Annotated in this window: 2 protein-coding genes; both read left to right on the top strand. The window is 59.8% G+C overall.

The features are described 5' to 3' along the window. The coding region (locus tag A3730_RS25875) for a YecA family protein (protein WP_231884051.1) at window positions 1–518 on the top strand (518 nt) is incomplete at its 5' end. Window positions 519–727: 209 nt separating this feature from the next. Continuing rightward, window positions 728–1,229 (top strand): DUF2914 domain-containing protein (locus tag A3730_RS25870; RefSeq protein WP_063539279.1); only part of this gene is annotated, 502 nt, incomplete at its 3' end.

Here is a 1,229-nt window from a genome sequence, read left to right as displayed (position 1 = left end):
GCCAGCATTTCGCCAGCCTGGGCGAAGACGCACCCACCTGGACGGAAATTCACGGCATGCTGTGCGCCCTGGCCGCTGGCCCGCACGAAGCCGGAGAAACGCCCCCGGTGGATTACGCCCATGAGCTGGACATGCCGGTTCCAGACGACGTGGCCGCAGCACTCGACCAGCTGCGCCAGCGCCTGGTTACCCAACTGCTCGGTGGCGAAACGGTGAACCTGCCTTGCCTGCTCGACCCCTACCAGGAAGAAGATGGCCAGGATCTGGCAAGCTGGTGTGCCGGCTTTATGACCGGCGTGTTCGTGAATGAACCGCTTTGGTATGAAAACGACGAAGAAACCATCGTTAATCTGCTGTTGCCCTTTATCCTGATTTCCGGCCTTGATGAAGACGAAGAACTGGATGCCCTGTGGGACAACACCCAGGTCGTCCGGCAGATGGCCCTGGGTATCCCGGAACTGATCGAAGAGCTGTTTCTTTGCTTTCATGGCCCGGATGAAGGTGGCGAACCGGCCTGATCCGGGACCGAATTCAGCGGCGCCCGGTGTTCCCGCTTGGCGCCATTTCTCCCTTTGCCACTGGCCCTTCCCTTAAGCCCACTGATCACACCGTCAGGCGTAACGTGACCCAGTTCCACGCCCTTGCCAGAGCAACGCTCTAGTCTTGCAAATTAAACCACCGAGACAAAAAACAGGTGGCACCGGACAATAATGATCAGGGGGAACGCGTGCGCGTCATAGTTTTGGCCAGCCTGCTGGCGCCGGTACTGGCATCCGCCCAAACAGAATCCCGGCCGGCCTGCCCGACACTGGCCCGGGCCAGCTTCACTTCGGCCGTTGAGAACCGCGAACCTACTGATGACATCAGCCAGGCGCCTGTCGATACGGCCGAGCTGTTTTTTTATACCGAAGTCCACGATGGCAGCGATCAGACGCTATACCATCACTGGTCGCTCAATGGTGAACCCTTTGTCGATGTGACCCTGGAAATTGGTTCCGATTTCTGGCGTACCTGGTCATCAAAAACCCTGACCGGCCTGGGCATGAAAGCCGGTGACACCTGGGCGGTATCCGTCACCGGCGCACAAGGCTGCGAGCTGGGGCAGTGGCAGGTGTCGCTGACAACCTCCGGCAAGGCAACCGCCGTTCCTGAAACCCGGAACACGCCTGCAGCCGCGACTGAACGGAAGCGCTCACCGGCTCAAAACAACACCGGCAATCCAGGCCATG

It is taken from the genome of Alcanivorax sp. HI0044, from assembly GCF_001634945.1.
The sequence above is the reverse complement of the archived record's forward strand: the minus strand, read 5'-3'. Positions and strand labels throughout refer to the sequence as shown.